General features: G+C 69.8%; 19 protein-coding genes, 2 tRNA genes and 1 riboswitch. Of the genes, 12 read left to right on the top strand and 9 right to left on the bottom strand.

Features of this window, described 5'->3' with window-relative positions; genetic code table 11:
- The first annotated feature begins 17 nt into the window (after window positions 1-17).
- Window positions 18-590, top strand: coding sequence for a GcrA family cell cycle regulator (locus PKE78_RS17315; RefSeq protein WP_271202182.1), 573 nt, complete (start codon window positions 18-20; stop codon window positions 588-590).
- Between the two features lie 71 nt (window positions 591-661).
- Here PKE78_RS17315 and PKE78_RS17310 read toward each other — a convergent pair whose 3' ends face one another.
- Window positions 662-1,861 (bottom strand): O-succinylhomoserine sulfhydrylase, encoded by a 1,200-nt coding sequence (locus PKE78_RS17310; protein ID WP_271202181.1) that lies wholly within the window; start codon window positions 1,859-1,861, stop codon window positions 662-664.
- A gap of 67 nt (window positions 1,862-1,928) precedes the next feature.
- Window positions 1,929-2,008, bottom strand: a riboswitch (SAM riboswitch).
- A gap of 72 nt (window positions 2,009-2,080) precedes the next feature.
- Between PKE78_RS17310 and PKE78_RS17305 the strand changes: the two genes are divergently transcribed.
- The 3 genes from PKE78_RS17305 to PKE78_RS17295 all read left to right on the top strand — a co-directional run bounded on the left by PKE78_RS17305 (window position 2,081) and on the right by PKE78_RS17295 (window position 5,050).
- Entirely contained in the window at window positions 2,081-3,196 is a 1,116-nt protein-coding gene (locus tag PKE78_RS17305; protein WP_428981291.1) for a 2'-deoxycytidine 5'-triphosphate deaminase, read from the top strand.
- A gap of 5 nt (window positions 3,197-3,201) precedes the next feature.
- Window positions 3,202-4,287, top strand: coding sequence for a M48 family metallopeptidase (locus PKE78_RS17300; protein ID WP_271202179.1), 1,086 nt, complete (start codon window positions 3,202-3,204; stop codon window positions 4,285-4,287).
- Between the two features lie 130 nt (window positions 4,288-4,417).
- Window positions 4,418-5,050: a 2,3-bisphosphoglycerate-dependent phosphoglycerate mutase gene (locus PKE78_RS17295; protein ID WP_271202178.1), complete on the top strand. Its 633-nt coding sequence runs from the start codon at window positions 4,418-4,420 to the stop codon at window positions 5,048-5,050.
- Between the two features lie 19 nt (window positions 5,051-5,069).
- Here the strand turns inward: PKE78_RS17295 and PKE78_RS17290 are convergent, their stop codons facing one another.
- Window positions 5,070-5,855: an ion transporter gene (locus PKE78_RS17290; RefSeq protein ID WP_271202177.1), complete on the bottom strand. Its 786-nt coding sequence runs from the start codon at window positions 5,853-5,855 to the stop codon at window positions 5,070-5,072.
- 272 nt (window positions 5,856-6,127) lie between these two features.
- On the opposite strand from PKE78_RS17290, the gene PKE78_RS17285 reads away from it, so the two are divergent.
- Window positions 6,128-6,217: transfer RNA gene (locus tag PKE78_RS17285), tRNA-Ser, on the top strand.
- A gap of 214 nt (window positions 6,218-6,431) precedes the next feature.
- On the opposite strand, the gene PKE78_RS17280 is transcribed toward PKE78_RS17285, so the two are convergent.
- Window positions 6,432-6,508, bottom strand: a tRNA-Arg gene (locus PKE78_RS17280).
- A gap of 104 nt (window positions 6,509-6,612) precedes the next feature.
- The gene (locus PKE78_RS17275) at window positions 6,613-8,070 is read right to left on the bottom strand and encodes a sensor histidine kinase (RefSeq protein ID WP_271202176.1); all 1,458 of its coding nucleotides are present in this window, start codon (window positions 8,068-8,070) and stop codon (window positions 6,613-6,615) included.
- A gap of 297 nt (window positions 8,071-8,367) precedes the next feature.
- On the opposite strand from PKE78_RS17275, the gene rpmH reads away from it, so the two are divergent.
- The 4 genes from rpmH to yihA all read left to right on the top strand — a co-directional run bounded on the left by rpmH (window position 8,368) and on the right by yihA (window position 11,536).
- Window positions 8,368-8,502 (top strand): 50S ribosomal protein L34, encoded by a 135-nt coding sequence (rpmH, locus tag PKE78_RS17270; RefSeq protein WP_020179492.1) that lies wholly within the window; start codon window positions 8,368-8,370, stop codon window positions 8,500-8,502.
- 8 nt (window positions 8,503-8,510) lie between these two features.
- The gene (gene rnpA / locus PKE78_RS17265) at window positions 8,511-8,945 is read left to right on the top strand and encodes a ribonuclease P protein component (RefSeq protein WP_271202175.1); all 435 of its coding nucleotides are present in this window, start codon (window positions 8,511-8,513) and stop codon (window positions 8,943-8,945) included.
- A 13-nt stretch (window positions 8,946-8,958) separates the two neighbouring features.
- Entirely contained in the window at window positions 8,959-10,767 is a 1,809-nt protein-coding gene (gene yidC / locus PKE78_RS17260) for a membrane protein insertase YidC (protein WP_271202174.1), read from the top strand.
- Between the two features lie 118 nt (window positions 10,768-10,885).
- The gene (yihA, locus tag PKE78_RS17255; RefSeq protein ID WP_271202173.1) at window positions 10,886-11,536 is read left to right on the top strand and encodes a ribosome biogenesis GTP-binding protein YihA/YsxC; all 651 of its coding nucleotides are present in this window, start codon (window positions 10,886-10,888) and stop codon (window positions 11,534-11,536) included.
- 37 nt (window positions 11,537-11,573) lie between these two features.
- Here yihA and PKE78_RS17250 read toward each other — a convergent pair whose 3' ends face one another.
- The 3 genes from PKE78_RS17250 to PKE78_RS17240 all read right to left on the bottom strand — a co-directional run bounded on the left by PKE78_RS17250 (window position 11,574) and on the right by PKE78_RS17240 (window position 13,336).
- Window positions 11,574-11,786 carry a hypothetical protein gene (locus tag PKE78_RS17250; protein ID WP_271202172.1) on the bottom strand — a complete coding sequence of 71 codons (213 nt, stop codon included), beginning with the start codon at window positions 11,784-11,786 and terminating at the stop codon, window positions 11,574-11,576.
- Between the two features lie 80 nt (window positions 11,787-11,866).
- Window positions 11,867-12,679 (bottom strand): creatininase family protein, encoded by an 813-nt coding sequence (locus PKE78_RS17245; protein WP_271202171.1) that lies wholly within the window; start codon window positions 12,677-12,679, stop codon window positions 11,867-11,869.
- A gap of 24 nt (window positions 12,680-12,703) precedes the next feature.
- Entirely contained in the window at window positions 12,704-13,336 is a 633-nt protein-coding gene (locus PKE78_RS17240) for a pyroglutamyl-peptidase I (protein WP_271202170.1), read from the bottom strand.
- Between the two features lie 114 nt (window positions 13,337-13,450).
- On the opposite strand from PKE78_RS17240, the gene PKE78_RS17235 reads away from it, so the two are divergent.
- Window positions 13,451-13,942 (top strand): MarR family winged helix-turn-helix transcriptional regulator, encoded by a 492-nt coding sequence (locus PKE78_RS17235; RefSeq protein WP_271202169.1) that lies wholly within the window; start codon window positions 13,451-13,453, stop codon window positions 13,940-13,942.
- A gap of 186 nt (window positions 13,943-14,128) precedes the next feature.
- Complete coding sequence (locus PKE78_RS17230) at window positions 14,129-15,070, top strand: DMT family transporter (protein WP_271202168.1); 942 nt, start codon at window positions 14,129-14,131, stop codon at window positions 15,068-15,070.
- 71 nt (window positions 15,071-15,141) lie between these two features.
- Here PKE78_RS17230 and PKE78_RS17225 read toward each other — a convergent pair whose 3' ends face one another.
- Together PKE78_RS17225 and PKE78_RS17220 are read right to left on the bottom strand one after the other, a co-directional pair.
- Window positions 15,142-15,807, bottom strand: a complete 666-nt coding sequence (locus PKE78_RS17225; RefSeq protein ID WP_271202167.1) for a class I SAM-dependent methyltransferase — start codon at window positions 15,805-15,807, stop codon at window positions 15,142-15,144.
- 19 nt (window positions 15,808-15,826) lie between these two features.
- A complete protein-coding gene (locus tag PKE78_RS17220; RefSeq protein ID WP_271202166.1) occupies window positions 15,827-17,491 on the bottom strand; it encodes a glycosyltransferase in 1,665 nt (554 codons plus the stop codon).
- 129 nt (window positions 17,492-17,620) lie between these two features.
- Here PKE78_RS17220 and hemF point away from each other — a divergent pair, with 129 nt between their 5' ends.
- Window positions 17,621-18,535 carry an oxygen-dependent coproporphyrinogen oxidase gene (gene hemF, locus PKE78_RS17215; RefSeq protein ID WP_271202165.1) on the top strand — a complete coding sequence of 305 codons (915 nt, stop codon included), beginning with the start codon at window positions 17,621-17,623 and terminating at the stop codon, window positions 18,533-18,535.
- Window positions 18,536-18,538 lie beyond the last annotated feature (3 nt).

Genomic DNA, 18,538 nt, shown 5'->3' with positions numbered 1-18,538 from the left:
AATATATGGAGACGCCGATGCAGTGGACCGACGAGCGCGTAGAGCTTCTCAAGAAGCTTTGGGCCGACGGCCTGAGCGCGAGCCAGATCGCGGCCGAACTCGGCGGCGTGACGCGCAACGCCGTGATCGGCAAGGTGCACCGCCTCGGCCTGTCCGGCCGCGCGAAGTCCGCGCCGAGCGCGGCGCCGCGGCTCAGGAAGCCGGCGGCCTCGCCGTCGCACCGCGTGTCCGCCCCGATCGCGGCCACGGCTGCGCGGGCGCCGCAGTCGGCGACCTACGCCACCCGCGGCGCGACCGCGCTCGCCGCCGCCCCGGTGATGGAGGCGCGCACGATCGCCGCCCCCGCGCCGCGCGTCGTGCCGGTGCAGCTGGTCGAGACCCAGCCGATCGTCTGCGAGAACGTGACGATCATGGAGCTGCGCGAGAACATGTGCCGCTGGCCGCTGGGCGACCCCAGCCAGCCGGACTTCCGCTTCTGCGGCGGGCGCTGCACCCCCGGCCAGGCCTATTGCGCGCACCATGCGTCGATCGCCTACCAGCCGACCAACGACCGGCGCCGCGATCGCCGGCCGAGCTTCCCGACGCACTGAACCGTCCGCGCCTGACGCAACCAGACGGCCGCCGGATCGCCTCCGGCGGCCGTTTCGCGTTTCGAACGTCCTCAGGCCGCGTCGAGCGCCGCCTCGAGATCGGCGATCAGGTCGCCGGCGTCCTCGAGCCCGACCGAGAGCCGCAGCATCGCGTCGGAAATGCCGAGCTCGGCGCGCGCTTCCGGCGACAGGCGCTGGTGCGTGGTGGTCGCGGGGTGCGTCAGGATCGACTTGGCGTCGCCGAGATTGTTCGAGATCTTCACGATCTCCAGCGCGTTGCCGAAGCGGAACGCCGCCTCCTTGCCGCCGTCGATCTCGAAGGCGACCAGCGTGCCGCCGCCCTTCATCTGCTTCCGCACCAGATCGGCCTGCGGGTGATCCGCCCGGCCGCAATAGGTCAGCTTGGCGATCTTGGGATGCGCCGCGAGGAAGTCCGCGATCCGGCCTGCGTTCGCCTGCGCCCGCTCGACCCGGAGCGCCAGCGTCTCCAGCCCCTTGGCGAGCGTCCAGGCGTTGAACGGCGACATCGACGGGCCGGTCTGTCGCAGGAAGGTGTGCAGGTGGTCCATCACGAATTTCTCGGAGCCCAGCACCACGCCGCCGAGCACGCGGCCCTGGCCGTCGATGTGCTTGGTGGCGGAGTAGACGACGATGTCCGCGCCGAGCGTCAGCGGCTGCTGCAGGATCGGGGTCGCAAACACGTTGTCGACCACGAGCCGCGCCCCGGCCTCGTGCGCGATCTCGGCGATCGCGGCGATGTCGTAGACCTGGAGCGTCGGATTGGTCGGGCTTTCGAGGAACAACACTTTGGTCGTGGGCCGGAGCGCCGCGCGCCACTGGGCGAGGTCGGCGCCATCGACCAGCGTGCAGGCGATGCCGAACCTCGGACACAGGTCCTCCACCACGTAGCGGCAGGAGCCGAACAGCGCCTTCGCCGCCACGACGTGGTCGCCGGCGTTGAGCTGGCAGAGCATGGCGGCGGTGACGGCGGCCATGCCGCTCGCGGTGGCGCGTCCGGCCTCGGCGCCTTCCAGCGCGATCATGCGGCGCTCGAAGGTCGAGACCGTCGGATTGGAGAAGCGGGAGTAGATGAAGCCGGGGTCTCGTCCGTCGAACCGCGCCTCGGCCGCCTCCATCGTGTCGTAGGAGAAGCCGGAGGTGAGGTAGAGCGCTTCCGACATCTCGCCGAAGCCGGAGCGGGCTTCGGCCTCGTGGATGAGGCGCGTGGCGGGCGCGACCTCGCGGTCGGCGGGCAGAGGGCGGCGGCTCATGGGATTGCGACCTTCCGAACAGGGCCGGCCGGGTCGCGGGAGGCGGCGCCCGGTCGTCGTCGGGGGCGCTTCGCGCGGTCCGGCCTTTTAGCAGGTTGTTTTAACGTGGCTGCAAGCCGGCCGGCCCAAGGAACCACGGGATGGAAAGGTGGTAATCCCGGCGCCCGCTTGCGTCAACGCCCCGTTCGCGTAAACGAACGGAACGCGTGAACGGCCAGCATGGGAACCGCCCGCTTGGACACGACTGACGAGCCCCGCGGCGGCATCCTTCCGAGCCAGGCGATCGAGCGGCTGATCGCGGACGGCGCCATCGCGCTCGACCGCCCGGCCGCCGCCGACCAGGTGCAGCCCGCGAGCCTCGACCTCCGGCTCGGGACCAAGGTGCACCGGGTGCGCGCGAGCTTCCTACCCGGCGCGGGCCGAACGGTCGCCGAGCGGCTCGAGGAGTTCACGCTCCACACCATCGACATAACGGAAGGCGCGGTGCTCGAGACCGGCTGCGTCTACATCGCGCCGCTGATGGAGCGGCTGGCGCTGCCGGACGACGTCGCGGCCGCGACCAACCCTAAGAGCTCGACCGGCCGGCTCGACGTCTTCACGCGCGTGATCGCCGACGGCGCGCGCTCCTTCGACCAGATCCCCGCTGGCTACGCCGGCCCGCTGTTCGCCGAAATCTCGCCCCGCACCTTCCCCGTGCTGGCGCGGCCGGGCGCCCGGCTGTCGCAGCTGCGCCTGCGCCGCGGCGAGCCGCGGCTCTCCGACGCCGAACTCGTCGCGCTGCAGCAGCGGGCGCGGCTCGTCGACGACGACGCGGCCGACGTGCGCGGCGGCGTCGCGGTGACGGTCGACCTCCTTGGCGACGGCGCCGGCCTCGTCGGCTGGCGGGCCAAGCGCCACACCGGGGTCGTCGACGTCGACCGTCCGGGCGCGCACGATGTCGCCGACTTCTGGGAGCCGATCCACGCCGGCCGCTCCGGCCTGGTGCTGGATCCCGGCCAGTTCTACATCCTCGCCTCGCGCGAGGCGGTGCAGGTGCCGCCCGACCACGCCGCCGAGATGACGCCGTTCGACCCGCTGGTCGGCGAGTTCCGCGTGCATTACGCTGGCTTCTTCGATCCGGGCTTCGGCCACGCCGAGGGCCGCGGCGCCGGCGCCCGCGCGGTGCTGGAGGTGCGCAGCCACGAGGTGCCCTTCATCCTGGAGCACGGCCAGACGGTCGGCCGCCTCGTCTACGAGCGCATGCTCGAGCGCCCGCGGACGCTCTACGGCGAGCTCGCCACCTCGAACTACCAGGGCCAGGGCCTGAAGCTCTCCAAGCACTTCCGCGCGCCGTAAGCGCCATGGCGAGGATCGTCGTCTGGCTCATCGGCCGGCTCGGCCGCTACGCCGTGATCCTCGTGCTGCTGCCGATCGCGCTGATCGGCTATGGCTGGCTGGGACTGTTCGACCATCACCCCTACGTCGCGCTGGCGGCCGCGCTCGTGGTCGGACCGCTGTCGGTGGCAGGCGTCACGCTCGCGCTCGGCATGCTGCTGGTTCCCGGCGCGCCGCCGCTCAAAGACACCCTTTCGCGCGAGGAGGCCCCCCGGCTCTGGGCGCTCTGGGACGAGATCGACCCAAAGCCGTCGAAGCGACGCGCGGTCGTGGTGACTGACCAGCTCAACGCCTCCATGGGCGAGCTCCGAGGCTCTCTCGGTCTGCGCCGCACGGAGATCCTGGCCGTAGGACTGCCGTTGCTGATGGCGTGCGACGAAGCCGCCATCTGGGCGATCCTCGCGCATGAGGTCGGGCACGCGCGCCTCGCTCATGCGAGCGGCCTCACCAACGTGAACGACTTCGTCGGCTCGTTCGACATGCTCTTTCTCTATGCCGATCCCCACGACACCGTGCTCGGCGGCCTCGCCGACCTCGCCCTGTCCGGCGGGATGCGTCGGCTCAAGCGCGAGATGCGCGCCGTTTCGCGACGCCACGAGTTCGAAGCCGACGCCTTCGCCGGCGCCCAGACGTCCGACGCGGCTCGTGCGCTCGTGATCGTCGAGGCGACGGCTCACTCCATGGACGCGCTCGTCCATCGCCCGCTCGAACAGGAGCTTCTGGGCGCGGTTTCCCCGCCGCCGCCGCCGATCGCGCGGACCGCAGCCCACCTCGCCGAGATTCACCGGCGCGGCGTGACGGCGACCGCGCGACTGGAGAAACCCCGCGCCTCCGGCGATCTGCTCGCCGACGAAGCGCTCTACGGATCGACGCACCCGACTTTCGAGGAACGGCTCAAGAGCCTCGGCTACGACGCGCCCCCGGAGATCGCGCCGGTCGCGACGCCCGCGAGCGCCGCGCTGCTACCGCCCGAGACCTTGGCCCGGCTGACGAAGACGTTCGACGACCGATGGACCCGCGAAGCCCGTTGGTTCATTGACGGGAACGGCTGAGCCGCCTGCGGCGCGCTGTCGCGCAAAAGCCCCGCTCGCCTTATGTCGGATGGCGAAAGCCGGCGAAGCGGACGAGCTTGCGCGCCGAGACGTCACCTTGCGACCGCGCCACGCCTCCAACGCCGACGCCATGACCCCCTTCAAGCGCACGCTCGTCCTCGTCCGCCACGGGCAGAGCGAGGACAACGCCCAGGACCTGTTTTCCGGCCTGCGCGATCCTGCGCTGACTTCGCGCGGCGTCGCGGAGGCGCTCGCCGCCGGCCGTGAGCTTGGCCGTCTCGGCCTGCGCTTCACCCACGCCTTCACCAGCGCGCAGCGGCGCGCCCAGCAGACCATGGCGCTCATCCTGCAGGAGCTTGGCCAGGACGATCTCGCGGTCCGGAAAGACGCGGCGCTGAACGAACGCGACTACGGCGCGCTCGCCGGGCTGAACAAGAGCCAGGCGCGGGAGCGCTTCAGCGCCGAGCAGGTCCGCGTCTGGCGCAAATCCTTCCACGCCGTGCCGCCGGGCGGCGAGAGCCTCGCCATGACGGCCGCCCGCGTCTGGCCGTTCTACGAGCGCGAGATCGCGCCCGCCGTCGCGGACGACGGCTGCGCGCTGCTCGTCGGGCACGGCAACGCCCTGCGCTCCATGCTCATGCGGCTCGACGGCCTCGGGCCCGAGCGCATCGAGGACGTGAACATCGGAACGGCGCAGTTCCTCGTCTACGCCATGGCCGAGGACGGCCGCCTCGCCAGGACCGAGCCGCAGCCCGCGGAGTAACCAGGCCTCCGCGGCCGCATCAGGGAGCCGGCGCCTTGAGCGCGGCGACCTCCGCCCGGAGCTTCTTCACCTCCGCCAGCACCTCCTCGAGCGAGGCCGGCGGCCGGCCGGTCTTCTCGATTCGCTCGGCCTCGTGCTCGGCCTGCATCGCGTTCACCACCACGCCGATGAACAGGTTGAACACGGTGAAGGATGACACCAGGATGAACAGGATGAAGAAGATCCACGAATAGGGGTGCGTCTCCAGCAGCGGCCGCACCACCTCGCCGGACCAGCCGTCGAGCGTGACGAGCTGGAACAGCGTCAGCAGCGACAGGCCAAGCGTGCCGAAGCGGTCGGGCATGTCGGCGCCGAAGAGCTGCGTCGCCATGACGGCGAAGACATAGAGCACTAGCAGGAGCAGCAGCACGATCGAGCTCATGCCGGGAAGCGCGCCGACCAGCGCGCCGACGACCCGGCGCAGCGACGGGATCCGGGTGATGAGCCGGAACACCCTGAGCACGCGCAGCGCGCGCACCACCTGGAACGGCCCGCTTGCGGGCAGCAGCGCGATCCCGACCACGACGAGGTCGAACACCGACCACGGGTCGCGGAAGAAGGCCGCGCGCCGGGCGACGAGCCGGAGCGCCAGCTCGACCACGAACACGGCGAGGATGGCCTGGTCGAGCGCGACCAGCGCCGGCCCGAACCGCGCCATCACCGACGGGCTGGTCTCGAGACCGAGCGTGATCGCATTGACGATGACGAGCGCCAGCACGACGCGCTCGGTGACGGGATGTTCGACGAGGCGCGTGAGGGCGGACATCGTTCCGGGTCTCGGCGGCGGGAGGTGGCGGGAAGCGGCCGGCCGTTCCTCTCCGGCGCCGGCGGCCGCCCGTCAAGCGCCCCGCGGACCACGTCCGCATTTCGCCCGCGGCGGAGCGGCCGCTGCGGACGGGACGGGGACGTCGCGTGGCCGCCCCGCCTCCGGAACGCCGCGGCGGCCGGCCGACGCGGTCCTCCAAAACCTGCGCGGCGCCTGCTTGTGCGGAGCCGGCCTCCCGTGTATTCAGCGCCGATCGACGGCTCGCCTTTTGCGGAGAGGTGCCAGAGTGGTCGATTGGGACGGTCTCGAAAACCGTTGTGCGGGCAACCGTACCGTGGGTTCGAATCCCACCCTCTCCGCCATTTCATTTCTGCCTGAGCCGGACGTCTCAAACCGTGGGCGCGCTCGCGCTGCGGTCAAGGCGGCGTCCGCGGCCTGGTCGGCGGCCTGCTCCGCCATGTCGGGAACAACGCCATCCCGAGAACGCCCTGCGCCGGCGCAGCGGATATGTCGCGGCTTGCGGCGCAAGGCCTGTCGACCCTGCCGAATCAACGATGTCAGCGACGTGTGGGAAGATGGCGCGCCCGAAAGGATTCGAACCTCTGACCCCCAGATTCGTAGTCTGGTGCTCTATCCAGCTGAGCTACGGGCGCGCTGGCCGCGGGCGTTGCCCGACAGCGAGGGCGGTTAGTTAGCCGCTCGCCGGACGGAATGCAAGCGCCACGATGCGGGGCCGAAATCCGCCGCCCGGGCCGGGTCACGCGCTGGCGCGCTGGCGCGCGCGCGCCTGCAGGTCGATCGGGCGGTCCGGGACGGTGATGCGGAAGGTCGCGCCGATGGTGCCGTCGACCAGGGCGATCGAGCCGCCGTGGGCGCGCACCAGCTCGGCGGCGATGGCGAGCCCGAGCCCGGAGCCGCCGGAGCGCGTGGAGCCCTGGAATGGCTCGAACATGTGCTCCCGCGCCTTGCGCGGCATGCCGGGGCCCGTGTCGGACACCTCGATCACCACCACGCCGCCCTCCCGCCGCCCGGAGATGCGGATCTGATCGCGGTCCGGGTCCGGCTCGCCGCGGCTCTCGAACGCCTGCACGGCGTTGCGGCCGAGATTGAGCAGCACGCGGAAGATCTGGTCCGGATCGGCGTCGATCAGCAGCCCGCGCTCCACCGCCGCGGAAAAGCCGACCCGGCCATGGGGCGCGACGCCGAGCGCCGTGCGCACCTCCTCCACCACCTCGGCCAAGGGCGCCATGCGGCGCGCCGGCGGGCGCTCCTGCGCGCGGCCGTAGGACAGCGTCGACTGGCAGAAGGCGATGGCGCGGTCGAGCGTGCCGATGAGCTTGGGCGCGAGCTTCTGCACCGTGGGGTCGGCGACCGTGCCGAGACGGTCCGACATCAGCTGCGCCGAGGCCAGCAGGTTGCGCAGGTCGTGGTTGATCTTGCTGACCGCGAGCCCGAGCGCCGCGAGCCGCGACTTCTGCTGCAGCTGGTCGTGGATCTCGGTCTGCATGCGGGCGAGCTCGGCCTCGGCGACGCCGATCTCGTCGGCGCGGCCGGACGCCACCACGATCCGGCTGGCGTCTTCCGGCGCCGCGGCGAAGCCGACCATGGTGGCGGTCAGGCGGCGCACCGGGCGCACGATGATGCGGTCGAGCGCCACATAGACCAGCGCCGCGGCGATCATCGAGATCAGCGCCGACAGCATCAGCACCGTGCCGGAGAACGACAGCATCGCGCGCCTGAGCTCGGTCTCGTCGACGACGATCTCGAGGAACTCGCCCTGCCCGTGCGCCTCGTCCACCACGCGCGCGAGGCGCTTGTGGCCGTTCAGCAGGGTGTCGAAGGCGTCGATGACGGAGCTTGGGCCGACCGGATCGCGGAGATCGACGGTCACCGCCACTTCCGCCGGCATGTCGGAGACCGCGAGCAGCCGCCTCGCGTCGCCGTCCTTGAGCGCGAGCGCCAGGGCGCCCACGCTCTTGAGCAGGCGTCGCGCCAACGGCTCCGCCACCGCCCCCTCCGGCGCCGCGTCGAGCGCCAGCGCCGCCGTGCGCGCGCGGTTCATCTGGTCGTCGAGGAAGTTCAGCCGGAAGTTCGCGATCGAAGGCACATAGACCAGCACTTCCGCGAGCATGACGAAGGCCACGGTCAGCCCGAGCAGCTTGCCGGAAAGGCCCAGTCGTCCGCCCGTGGATGATGGTGATGTGTCGGCTGTCATGGCGTTGGGGGCGCAATCGGGAAAAGCGGCGCGCGCGTCGGATGATGCGGCGGGCCAAAGGCTTCGTCAAACCAGGGCCGCCGGAAACGCCGCCGCCGGCGCCGCCCGGCGCGCCCGGTCGGCGTTTCAGGATCGCGTCAACGGCGCCGCCGCGTCATTGACTTCGCGACGCCGCCGACACTATAAGCCGCCCGTGATCGCGCCCGCGTCCTCGCGGGCCGTTTTGTTTTGGCCGCGTCGCGCCGGTCCCGTCGAAGGGCGGGGCGGACTTGGCGGCGCCGACCGGAGAAGAGACCCGTGAAACGGACCTATCAGCCCAGCAAGCTCGTCCGCAAGCGCCGTCACGGCTTCCGCGCGCGCATGGCGACCGTCGGCGGCCGCAAGGTGATCGCGGCCCGTCGCGCCAAGGGCCGCAAGCGCCTCAGCGCCTGACGCCGGACATGCCTCGCGCCGCGGCCGGTCTTGAAACCCTGCGCCGCCGCGCCGATTTCGTGGCTGCGACGCGGGACGCGGTGAAGATCGGCGGCCCGCTCATCGGACTGCAGGTCCTCGACCGCGGCGATCCCGCGGCGACGCCGCGCGTCGGCCTCACCGTGACAAAGCGCGTGGGCGGTTCGGTCGAACGCAGCCGGATGAAGCGGCGCCTGCGCGCCGCCGTGGCTCTCGCGCTTCCCGGCGCCGCCCGCTCGGGCTGCGACTATGTGCTCGTGGCGCGCCGCGCCGTTCTCGACGCCAAGTTCGACCGGATCGTCCGCGATCTCGGCGAGGCCGTGAGGCGCGCCCATGGCCGCCTCGGCCGCGCGCCCCGACGTGACGACGCCGCTCCGGAACGCTCTCCCGCCCCCGATTTCCCGCCGCACGACCGGCTCGCCTGACACGCGGACGACGATGGACAACCGCAACACGATTCTCGCGATCGCCCTGTCGGCGCTGGTGCTCATCGGCTGGCAGTATTTCTTCGCGCGGCCGCAGATCGAGGCCCAGCGCGAGCAGCAGGCCACCCAGCAGGCGCTGACGCAGGACAAGGCCGAGACCGGCGCGCCCCAGCCGGGCGGCGCCGGCGCGCCGGCGCCGGGAGCGCCCTCCGCCGCCCCGCCGCCGGCGACGCAGAAGACCCGCGAGGGCGCGCTGCGCGACAGCCCGCGCATCCCGATCGACGCCGACCGCCTGCATGGCTCGATCGCGCTGATCGGCGGCCGGGTCGACGACGTCACGCTCAAGGACTACCACGAGACGGTGGACCCGAAGAGCCCCGAGATCGTGCTGTTCGCGCCGCTCGGGAGCCCCCAGCCCTACTACGCCGAGTTCGGCTTCGTGAACGCGCCCGGCGGGACGGCCGCGCTGCCGAACGCCCAGACCGAGTGGAAGGCCGAGACCACCGGCCCGCTGACCACCCAGAACCCGGTGACGCTGACCTGGGACAACGGCCAGGGCCTGACCTTCCGGCGCACCATCTCGGTCGACAAGGACTTCCTGTTCACGGTCAAGGACAGCGTCGCCAACGCGGGCGACCAGCCGGCCTCGCTGTTCCCTTACGCGCTGATCTCGCGCCATGGCGAGCCGGTGGTCTCGGGCTACTACATTCTCCACGAGGGCCTGATCGGCGTGCTCGGCGACGAGGGGCTGCAGGAGATCGCCTACAAGAAGATCGCCGAGCAGAAGTCCCGCACCTTCAAGGTCACCGGCGGCTGGCTCGGCATCACCGACAAGTACTGGGCCGCGACGCTCGCCCCGCCCCAGGACAAGCCCTACACCGCCCGCTTCGCCTCGACCGAGGACGGTGGCCGCAGCTACCAGGCCGACTACCTGCTCGAGCAGATGACGGTCGCGCCCGGCGCGACGGCCGAGGTGACCGGGCGCCTGTTCGCCGGCGCCAAGCAGGTCGAGGCGATCGACCGCTATGAGCGTGAGTTCGGCATCCGCAAGTTCGAGCTGCTGATCGACTGGGGCTGGTTCCACTTCATCACCAAGCCGATGTTCTACGCGCTCGACTTCTTCTTCAAGCTCGTGGGCAATTTCGGCGTGGCGATCCTGATCGTCACGGTGCTGCTGAAGCTCGTGTTCTTCCCGCTGGCGAACAAGTCCTACGTCTCGATGTCGAAGATGAAGCTTGTCCAGCCGGAGATGATGAAGATCCGGGACCGCTACGCCGACGACAAGGTGAAGCAGCAGCAGCAGCTCATGGAGCTGTACAAGCGGGAGAAGATCAATCCGCTGGCCGGCTGCCTGCCGATCGTGGTGCAGATCCCGGTGTTCTTCGCGCTGTACAAGGTGCTGTTCGTGACCATCGAGATGCGGCACGCGCCGTTCTTCGGCTGGATCCACGACCTGGCCGCGCCGGACCCGACCTCGCTGTTTAACCTGTTCGGCCTGCTGCCCTACGACGTGCCGCACTTCCTGCTGATCGGCATCTGGCCGCTGATCATGGGCGTGACGATGTTCGTGCAGATGCGCCTGAACCCGGCCCCGCCGGACCCGGCCCAGGCCATGATCTTCAACTGGATGCCGGTGTTCTTCACCTTCCTGCTGGCGTCGTTCCCAGCCGGCCTCGTGATCTACTGGTCGTGGAACAACTTCCTGTCGATCCTCCAGCAGTGGGTCATCATGCGGCGGCAGGGCGTGAAGCCGGACATTCTGGGCAACACGCTCGAGGTGTTCCGGAAGAAGCCGAAACCGGCGGACACCGCCAAGCCCTGACGGGCCGCCGTCCCGAAGGGCGGCCAGAGAACGCGGGCCGGGCCTCGACGCCCGGCCCTTTTTCGTTCGGGATGGCGCCGCCCCTCCCCGACGGCAGCCGAAGCGAGCCGCGACCCCGATGACCGACGCGCCCCCCGAAGACGACCCGTTCCCCGAGATCGGCCGCAAGCTGTTCGCGGGGCCGTGCGATTTCGTCATCAGCGCGGCGAGGCTCGAGCAGCTGCCGGCGATGGACCGGCCCGAGATCGCGCTCGCCGGACGCTCCAACGTCGGCAAGTCGAGCCTCGTCAACGCGCTGACGGGCCGCAAGACGCTGGCGAAAACCTCCAACACGCCCGGCCGCACCCAGCAGCTCAACTATTTCAACCTTGGCGGGCAAGCCTACATCGTTGACATGCCGGGCTACGGCTACGCGCAGGCGCCGGTGGAGCAGGTGCGCGCCTGGACCGGGCTGGTGAAGGCCTATCTGCGCGGCCGCGCCAGCCTCGCGCGCGTGCTGGTGCTGATCGACGGCCGGCACGGGCTGAAGACGGTCGACGAGGACGTGCTCGGCGTGCTCGACCAGGCCGCGACCTCGTATCAGATCGTGCTGACCAAGTTCGACCATGTGCCGAAGGGCGAGCGCGAGGCGCGGATCGCCGACACGCTGAAGGCGCTGTCGCGGCGCCCGGCCGCCTACCCCGAGGTGCTCGCCACCTCGAGCCGCGAGGGCCTCGGCGTGCCCGAGACCCGCGCCGCCATCGCCCGGCTGATCTCAGAGCGGCGCTGAGAAGCGTCGTCTCTCAGAGCGGCGCGAGAGGCGACTTTCAGGACGCCTTCACGATCACGCTGAGCAGCGCGCGGGCGACCTCCGGCGTGACCTTGCGGCGGTACTTGCGGTGGACGAGCTGGCCGTTGTGATAGACGTCGTGCTCGACATAGACCGAGGTCCCGTCCCAACGCAGCACGTTGTCGGTCTCGCTGGTCTCGATCACGGCGAGGCCCTGAATCAGTTCGCCTTCCTGGCGCGCGTCCGGCATGCGACGGTCTCCCTCCCGTTCTTCGCTGTTGGGCGGCATGGTGAGCGCCGCCGCGGCGCTTGTCGAGCCTCGACGCGGCCTCATCGCCCGCCGGCGGCGGTTCTCAGGCTGTCAACGGGGAAGCGGTGCATGTCGCGCAGCAGCTCGACGAAGGCGGCCGCGCCATGCGCGAGAGCCGCTTCGCCCTTGTCCGACGTCGCCGCCGCCGCGTTTCCGATCGCGCCGGACGGGTGCAGATCCTGGCTCATCCATCCGAAGCCGGCGGGCGTCGAGGTTCTCAGGCGAGCGTAGTCGCGCTCCATGCCATAGGCGGCGGAGCGGAAATCGTCCGCCTTGTCGCCGCGCACCAGATCGGGGCGCAGCTTCAGCATCACCGAGGTCTCGATCTCGCCGCCATGGATGCCGTTGCGCAGCTCCTCGGCCGAAAAGAGGCCGTCGGGATAGCCCAGCCGGTGCCAGCTCGTGACCACGGCGAGCATGCCGTGCTCGACCCGCAGCGCGCGGGCCACGACGTCGAGCACGGCGGAGTTGCCGCCGTGGCTGTTGATGAACAGGATCTTGCGGACGCCGGCGCGGGCCACCGAGACGCCGATCTCGGTCCAGGCCCGGATGACGGTCTCCGGCGACAGCGTCAGCGTTCCAGGAAAGGCGATATGCTCCGGCGACAGGCCGACCGCCTGCGTCGGCAGCGCCGTCACCGGCAGGTCGTCGGGCGCGAGCGCCAGCGCTTGTTCGAGGTAGCCGTCGCCCAGCATGACGTCGACGCCGAGCGGCAGATGCGGACCATGCTGCTCCACGGCCGAGACCGGCAGCGCCGCGATCCACGACGCGACGTCGCCCTCGCGAAAATCTTCCGTGGTCATGTCGGTCCAGCGGCGGCGCGGCCCTGCCATCGAAACTCCTGCGCGAAGGCCGCGTCACGCGGCGGCGGCGATCGTCCGGGTATGCCGCAGAACGACGCCGACCGCACGCGCCATCTCGGCGATCGTCATGCGCGGCGCCTCCGGCCGCCGCAGCGCCGCGGGGACGCGGTCCGCGACCTGCTCCGCGCATGGCGGCAGATGCAGGAAGGTCGCAAGCGGGTCGGCGCGCTCCAGCGCAAGGTAGAGCGCCTGGTTGCAGAGATGCGCGCCGGCGTCGTCGGAGACCGCGGCCGGAAACCCGGCCCGCGATAGCGCCGCGGCGGCGCCTGCGAGATCGGGCCAGGTGGCGGCGCGGAGATCGGGTCCGCCGGCGCGCACCGGCCCGAGCGGGCCGCGGCGACCGCAGGCGTCGGGCGCGGCGAAGTCGCGACGGTTGCGGGCGACGCGTTCGAGCGTCAGACCGTCCCGCGCGGCGGCCTGCCCCATCAGCAGGAGGTGCGACGGCCGGAGCTCGCCGAGCGCGCCGCCGAGCTGGCGTTCGATCGTCTCGGTGTCCACGGCGAGCCGGACGAACGCCGCTGGCGCGCCCCACGCCTCCTCCACCTCCGCACGGCCGCGCTCCAGCGCGTCGAGCAGGCGCTCGGAGACGTTCCAGCCTCCGTCGAAGGGACCGAATGCCGTGATCATCAGCGTCATAAAATCATGTTATCGCATTTCGAGCCGGCTTAGCTCAGCCGCGCCCCGCTCGACTTTGGGAGCGCGGCGCCGCATGCTTTTCACAGTCGCGGCCGGGAGTTTCGGATGGCCAAAAATCCGTATGCGAAGACGATCGGCTACGAACTGATGCATGTGGCGCGGCTGCACCGGGCGCGCGCCGCGCAGCTGCTCGCGGAGCTCGGCCTGTTTCCCGGTCAGGAGCAGGTGCTGAACCTGCTCGCCGCCGAGGACGGCCGGACGATGGGCGACCTCGCCGCCGAGTTGCGCGTTCGTCCGCCGACCGCCTCGAAGACCGTGGCCCGGCTCGCCGCTCAGGGACTTGTCGAGCGGCGGACCACCAATGGCGACGGGCGCGTGGTGCGCGTCGATCTGACGGCTGAAGGCCGCCTGCGCGCGGCCGCCGTCGACGCGGTGTGGGCGCGGCTGGAGACCGAGGCGGTCGAAGGGTTCGACGGCAAGGAGCGCAAGCGGCTGAAGAAGCTGCTGCGCAAGATGGGCAAGAACGTCGCCGGCCGGCTCGGCGCGCCGGTCGATGAGACGCCCGTCGAGGATGCCGCCGACGACGAGCCGGAGTGACGCCCGGCATGCGCCGAACGCATGGCGTGAGGGCTTGTTCTTTTTTTCGCGTCATGAACACATGTCCGCTCATTTTTCGGGACGGCGGCAGCCGCCCATGAGCCGGCGGGTTTTCGCGCCGGCTCCGTTCCGCCCGCACCAAGGTTCAGCCGTGCCGCGACATCGACGCCCGGACGCGCTTCGCTGATGGCGGACGCCGCCCGCCGTTTCGCCGGAAATCTTGACGCCGTCGGCGCCGAGGCCCGCCGCGCGCGCCTCAAGGGCGTGGGCCTGATGCTGGCGGCGCTGGCCTGCTTCTGCTGCCTCGACACCACCGCGAAGATCCTGAACGAGCGCATGGACACGGTGCAGGTGGTCTGGGCGCGCTACCTGTTCCACTTCCTGCTGACGTTGCCCTTCATCAACCCCTGGAACACGCCGGGCCTGATGCGGACGGCCCGGCCGGGCCTCCAGGTCGGGCGCGCGCTGATGCTGCTCGCCTGCACCGCCTGCAACTTCGTCGCGCTGATCTTCCTGCAGCTCGACGAGACCATCTCGATCACCTTCACGACCCCGTTCCTGGTCGCGATCCTCGCCGGGCCGATCCTCGGCGAATGGGTGGGACCGAGGCGCATGGCCGCGATCCTCGTCGGCTTCCTGGGTGTCCTGATCGTCACGCGGCCGGGCCTCGGCGGCCTGCACTGGGCGGCGGGCATCGCCTTCCTCGGCTGCGTCGCCTACGCGCTTTACCTGGTGTCGACGCGCGTGCTCGCCCGGCACGACCCGACGACGACCACGCTGTTCTATTCCGGCCTCGTAGGCGTCGTGGTCATGACGCCGGCCGCGCCGTTCTTCTGGACCTGGCCGAGCGCCGTCGACTGGGGCCTCATGGCGATGCTCGGCGCGCTCGGCGGCCTTGGCCACTTCCTGCTGATCGCGGCCTACCGGCTTGCGCCGGCGGCGGTCCTTGCGCCGTTCATCTACTGCCAATTGATCGGCATGATCGCGCTCGGCTACGTCGTGTTCGGCGACGTGCCGACGGGATGGACGCTCGCGGGCGCCTCGGTCGTGATCGCGTCGGGGCTTTACCTGCTGATGCGCGAGCGCGGGGCGAAGCCGGTCGCCGAGACCATCGCGCGCCCCGACTGATCGCGGCCGGATCGGCGGATCGTCCGCCGCCCGGCCTCCGTCGTCGTGTCAGACCGCGGTCGCGGCGAGGCTCACTTCTTCGCCTTGGCGGTCGACTTCCGCACCACGAACTTGCGATCCTCGATCTTCATCGGGATGTTCTTGTCCTCGAACAGCTCCTTGACCGCGCGCCGCACGCCCGGCCAGTTGATGTCGTCGCCGACGAGCACGCCGCCGGGCTTCACGACCTCCCAGTAGGTGCGCAGGTCGAGGTGCACGCCGTCATACTCGTGGTCGCCGTCGATATAGACGATGTCCGCCTTGACCTTCTTGTTCTCGAAGAACTTGTAGGCCGAATAGCCGGGCAGCGAGAACGGCGTGATGATGTCCTCATAGCCTGCGCAGACGACGTTGTTCAGGAACGTGTAGTACAGCGTCGGAAACCCGTTCACGAGCGCCAGGTCCTTGATGCTGCCCACGCCGTCCTTGCGCGCCCAGTGCTGCCAGTTGCCGAGCCAGGTGTCGACGCAGACGATCTCGGCGTTCAGGCCTTTCTCGCGGACCAGCTTGGCCATGTGCATGGCCGAGCCGCCCTTCCAGGTGCCGACCTCGATAATCAGCGACGGATTGACCGCGTCGATCACCTTTTTGAAGACCGGGTGCTCCGAGCCCCAACCCTGCATGTCGACGCGGCTCGGGTCTTTCGAAAAGCCTTCATAGGGAGAGTTCTCCCCGTAGATGATTTCGCGGACAGACATCTAGTTCCCCCGTTTCAGGTCACTGACTGGCTAACATCTCGACATTAGGCGCATCTATTCTGCTGCGTATTACCCTCGCCGGATTGCCCGCGATGAGCAGGTTATCCCCGAAGCTCTTGGTGACGACCGATCCTGCGGCGACGATCGTATTGGCGCCGATGCTGCAGCCGTCCGTGACCACGACATTCGCGCCGATCCAGACGCCGTCCCCGATGGTGACGCCCTTCATTGAGATCGGCTGCTTGTAGATCGGCGTCGCGATGTCGGCGTAGCCGTGATTGAACCCGAAGATCGACACCTGCGACGCGATCCGGACGCCGGCGCCGATGCTCACCTTCCCCGCGATCTGCGAGTAGGCGTTCACGGTGCTGTTTTCGCCGATGCGGACGTCGCCGCGGATGATCGTCTCGCCCGCCACCCAGCTGCGAGCGCCCAGCCGGAACCGCGTCGTGAAGATGTAGGCGTCGGGCGAGACATAGCTGCCCTTGCCGAACACGGCGCCGGCGAGCTTCGCCAGCACCGCCTGCACCTCGCGCTGCCGCGCGAGCTCGCTGTCCGGCGTCTTGTTCCACGGCATGATGGATTTTCGACGCGCGAGAAACCGCTGCTCGTAGCTTTCGCCCTGAGGCGCGTCGCCGGCGACAGGGGCAGCCGGAGCCGGGACCGGCGCCGCCGCAGCCGGAGCGCTTTCGTCAGCCTCCATGAGGGCGATGCGCTGGCGCGTTTTCTCGATGGAGTCGATGTGGGCGGCTCGAACGGCGTCCTTCGCCATCAGCGCCGCTATGCCTTCCGCCGTGCGCTGCTCGAACCGCAGGATCGAGTCGTCGAACGCCTCGTTGCGGTTGAACTCGTTGAAGAAGTCGTCGTTGTGACGCTCGGTGTTGGCCTTGCCGTTCGCCTTCACCTTGGGGTGCGACCGCCCGCGGTGCTTCTTCAGGCGATACATGTCCTTGGTGCGCACGGTGTAATGATTGACCTGCGCGAGGTCGGTTCCGTAGTCCGCCTTCGAACAGCAGTAAATCAGCGAACGCGGCGCGGTCGCCTGGTCGCCGTTCAGCCAGTCCTTGTGGGTCGGAAACTTCCTGTCCAACGGCGCGCCCTGGCCGTTCAGGAACGACGCGTTCTTCAGACCGGCTTCGGGCGCGATGCGGGGCCGGTGCGGGTTCCGCATGAAGCTGGTCTGGCCCTCGATCCAGCGGAAGAAGGTCTTGACGCGGCGGTTCCGGCCATAGTCGCGCGTATCCGACTGCGTGAAGTCCTTGGAGATGAACCGCCCGGGGAACGTGGCGTGGCCGGAGTCGCCAAAGCAGTGCCAGTTCACCAGCATCCCCTGGCGCTCGCCTATCCGCTCGATCAGCGCGTCGACGGTGCCATCGCCGGCGTGGACGTTAAGGAACTCGTCGCCGTCGAGCCACATCACCCAGTCGCCAGTCGCGATCGACCCGCTGCGGTTGATGATCTCGGCGGCCTTGCCGTGCGCCGATTCTTCCGGCCGCACGTTATGATAGAAATGTTCGATGACGTTTTCTGCGGCCAGAGCGTTCAGTATCTCGGTCGTGCCGTCATCGCTGTCGTTCGACACGATCAGAACTTTATCGAACCCGATCGCAATATGATATGCGACCCACTCAAGTAGAAACGGGCCTTCGTTCTTGACCGCTGTGAAAACGACCTTTTTCGCCATGTAGCCCTGCAAGAATACTTCACGTCCGGGTGAGGCTAGCGTCTCTTCCTGCACTGCACAAGAGCCGGCTCGCCGCACGCGTCAGCGCCGCGCGAGGCTTCCCAAGCGGCGACGCGAACGCGTAAGACCATGCTCCCCTCAGAACGCGCCGGTCCGATCGCCATGAACCTCGCCCCCGCCCAGCTCGACGCCCGCAAGGCGCAGGTCCGCGCCTGGTTCGAGACCCTGCGCGACCGCATCCATGCGAGCTTCGAGGCGCTGGAGGACGAGGCGCCCGGCGACGGTCCCGCAGGCCGGTTCGAGCGCACGCCCTGGTCGCGGCAGGACCACACCGGCGCCGACGGCGGCGGCGGCGTGATGGGGCTGATGAAGGGACGGCTGTTCGAGAAGGTCGGGGTGCATGTCTCGACCGTGTTCGGCGAGTTCGCGCCGGAGTTCCGCAAGGATATCCCCGGTGCCTTGGAGGCGCCCGACTTCTGGGCGTCCGGCGTCTCGCTGATCGCGCATCCCTGGAACCCGAACGTGCCGACGGTGCACATGAACACGCGCTACGTCGTCACCAGCCGCGCCTGGTTCGGCGGCGGAGCGGATCTGACGCCGGTGCTGGACCGCCGCCGCAGCCAGGACGACCCGGACACGATCGCCTTCCACGCGGCGATGCGCGCCGCCTGCGAGGGCCACGCCCCGGCCGACTATCCGAAGTTCAAGGCATGGTGCGAAGAGTACTTCTTCCTGAAGCACCGCAACGAGCCGCGCGGGATCGGCGGCATCTTCTACGACTGGGTGAACACCGGCGACTTCGAGGCCGACTTCGCCTTCACCCGTTCGGTCGGCGAGCGCTTCGCGGAGGTCTATCCCGCGATCGTGCGCGCAAACATGAGCACGGACTGGACCGAGGCCGACCGCGCGGAACAGCTTGTCCGCCGCGGGCGCTACGTCGAATTCAATCTGCTGCACGACCGCGGCACGATCTTCGGCCTGAAGACCGGCGGCAACGTCGCCTCGATCCTGTCGTCGCTGCCGCCGGTCGCGGCCTGGCCGTAAAGC

Source organism: Methylopila turkensis, from assembly GCF_027922325.1.
GTDB classification, from domain to species: domain Bacteria; phylum Pseudomonadota; class Alphaproteobacteria; order Rhizobiales; family Methylopilaceae; genus Methylopila; species Methylopila turkensis.
This window is presented reverse-complemented; position numbering and strand designations above follow the sequence as displayed.